1 protein-coding gene is annotated in these 3366 nt (G+C 54.0%); it reads left to right on the plus strand.

The annotated features are described in order from the left end of the window. Positions 1 to 972: 972 nt before the first annotated feature. A partial coding sequence (locus tag NYP18_RS15040) for a DNA methyltransferase (RefSeq protein WP_259429016.1) occupies positions 973 to 3366 on the plus strand: 2394 nt, incomplete at its 3' end.

Consider the following 3366-nt stretch of genomic DNA (forward strand, 5'->3'; position numbering starts at 1 on the left):
GCAGGGGGGTTACCTAACTCAAGGTTTTTAGAACTGGTTGCCTACTGGCGATTGAGATGAGTCAAGACGCATACTTCACCGGTAATCGCTTGGGCTAGTAGCTCCACCTGTTGAGGAGATACCGGTGGAGTTAACTGCTCCAGGAGCGTTGCAGCGATCAACCCCAGATCACCGGTCAGAACATCATTGCTTGTCTGTAGCATCCACATACCTGGTTAGACTGCGCCAGCGAGATAAAGGTTCCACCCGTTTTTTGAGGGTAAAAATACGCACTGCTTTTAGCAGGATTGAAGTAGGTGGTTGACCTGCGGTTATGCTTGTGGCCGTCGTGGTTCTGGGGCCGGTTCTTGTGGGTAAAAATACGCACTGCTTTTTCCGTGTGGTCAAATATACGCACTGCTTTTAGCGGCCTTATATAGTCTTTTGACCTGGGGAAATGCTCATGGCTGACACCGGCTGGAGGGCATCCGTGTGGTCAAATATACGCAGACCGAGCTGGACGAAACCTATAAAGCGGGACTGTTAATGCGTGCAATCGGGAGTCAATACGCGAAGAAGTGCAGGGCAGTGCGTGCCGAGTAGCGCTACAGAACATGCGCAAAGTGGGAGGGAACATGCGTGAGGTAGCGGGAGTCAATACGCGAAGATTTGAGGGTAAAAATACGCACCGTTTTTAGCAGGATTGAAGTAGGCGGTTGACCTGCGGTTATGCTTGTGGCCGTCGTGGTCCTGGGGCCGGTTGTTGAGGGTAAAAATACGCAGCCTATTTTTCGTGTGGTCAAATGTACGCAGACCGGGCTGGACGAATTCTATAAAGCGGTACCGAACATGCGTGAGGTAGCGGGAATGAGACAGGCTGGCGGGGCCAGGGGCGGTAGTTGAAACGCGAAGAACCGGTAGTTGAAACGCGAAGATTTCTAGGTAAAGCTACATCTGGTCTCTGAAATGCCTGGTGATGGATAAACTCGATGAATGACCTCCACCCTGCCTGCCACGATTGATCGGGCGACCGTTCACCGCAATCTCGATGAGTTCAAAGCCTTCTGGCTCAACCGCATCACTGACTGGCGGGAGCGCGGGGAAACAGCAACGGAGAAAAAATACGCCCAGCAGTTCTGGTCAGAACTATTCTCCTGTTTCGGGATCAACGCCTCACGCATGGATCTGTTTGAACAAGAAGCCCACCGCAGCTCCACCGGAGGAAGCGGCTATATCGACCTATTTTGGCCAGGCGTGGTCATCGGTGAAGCGAAATCCCTCGGAGTCAATCTTGACCTCGCCCATGCCCAGGCCCGTGATTACCTCACCGGCGGCAGCGTCAACGACTTCGAACTCCCCCGCTATATCCTGTGCTCGAACTTCGAGACCCTACGCCTAAGCAAGCTCGGTGATCCCGACACCCGCTTTGACCTCACCTTCCCCCTGGACGAGATCACCGACCACCTGGATCAACTGCGGTTTTTGGCCGGCTATGAGGCAGTGACCAAGGAAGAAGAGGAAGAAGCCTCCATCCAGGCTTCTAAACTCATGGCAAAGCTGTTTACCGCCATGGCTGGCGATGAGGTGGATGAAGCAGTCGGGGATGAAGCACCGACTGATCCAGACGAAGAAGATCAGCGCACCCAGCAGACCTCGATGTATCTCACCCGACTGTTGTTTTTGCTGTTCGGAGACGATGCCGGATTATGGGAGCAGGATCTGTTCTACCGGTTTGTCCTGGAACACACCACCGCGGAAAACCTCGGCCCACAGCTAAACTCCCTGTTCGAGGTGCTCAACACCCCGGAGAATCGACGCCAGCGGGTGCCGGAGCACCTGGCGAAATTCCCCTACGTGAATGGTTCGATCTTTGCCGATACGATGCGCACGGAATACTTCGACCCCGCCATGCGTGATGCATTGTTGGATGCGTGTCGTTTCCACTGGTCACATATCTCCCCTGCGGTGTTTGGGTCGATGTTCCAGCTGGTGAAGTCCAAGGAAGCTCGACGTAATGATGGTGAGCACTACACCAGTGAGAAAAACATCCTGAAAACCATTGAGCCGCTCTTTCTCGATGAACTGCGTGCCGAGGCCACCCGGTTGATTAGTGCGTCCTCCACGCCGGTGAAGAAGCTGCGGGATTTCCGCGATTCCTTAGCGGATATGGTGTTCGTGGATCCAGCCTGTGGAGCAGGAAACTTCCTGGTCGTGGCGTACCGGGAGCTGCGCAAGATCGAAACCGATGTGATCGTGGCGATCCGCAAGCGCGAGGGCCAAACCGGCATGGCGCTGGATGTGACGTGGGAGCAGAAACTCTCCATTGGGCAGTTCTACGGGTTTGAGTTGAACTGGTGGCCAGCCAAGATCGCGGAAACAGCAATGTTTTTGGTCGATCATCAGGCCAACCGTGAACTGGCAGACGCGATTGGTGCGGCCCCTGAGCGTCTCCCGATTAAGATAACCGCGCACATCATCCACGGCAATGCCCTTCATCTGGACTGGAACGCGGTACTCCCGCAGGTGTCGATGACGTATGTCTTTGGCAACCCACCGTTTATCGGTCAATACACCAAAACAGCGGAACAAACCGCGGATATGAAAGCAGTGTGGGGCAAAAACTACGATGGCTACCTGGATTATGTGACCGCCTGGCACGCCAAATCCTTGACATTATTGGCGCAGCGTCGAGGGATGTTCGCTTTTGTCACCACCAACTCCATTGTGCAGGGGCAACCCGTCCCGGCCCTCTTCGGGCCGATTTTTGACGCCGGGTGGCGAATTCGATTTGCTCACCGGACATTCTCATGGGATTCCGAAGCCCCTGGTAAAGCTGCGGTTCATTGCGTCATCGTCGGCTTTGATCGGCAGATTGAACCGCGTCCACGGTTGTGGGACTATCCCCTAGTCAAGGGCGAACCGGTGGCGGTTCCAGTCGATCGGGCTATTAATGCCTACCTTGTTGATGGGCCGAATCTTCTGGTGAAGAAACGTACCACTGTCATTTCTCCACAGCTAGGGATAGTGAATAGGGGAACTCAGCCCACTGACGGGGGGCATTTAATTGTGGAGGTCGAAGACTATGCCGAGGTCGCTGCAGATGCTGTTGCAGCGAAATACTTACGTCCATTCCGCGGAGCGCGTGAATTCCTCCATGGTGTTGAACGATGGTGCCTATGGTTGGAAGATCTTGACCCAGCGGATTTGAAAAATTCTCCAGTTTTACGCCACAGGATCGAATCATGTCGTGTATTTCGCGAAAATAGCTCTAAAACCGGAGACGCTTATAAGCTTCGGAATATCCCTCATCTTTTCCGCCCTAATAGCAAGCGTCCGAAAACGGGCTCTGTTGCAAAAATCGTGAAGCTTGAGCATGCTTGGCGGAGA

Source organism: Corynebacterium lemuris (genome assembly GCF_024919295.1).
Lineage (GTDB): Bacteria > Actinomycetota > Actinomycetes > Mycobacteriales > Mycobacteriaceae > Corynebacterium > Corynebacterium lemuris.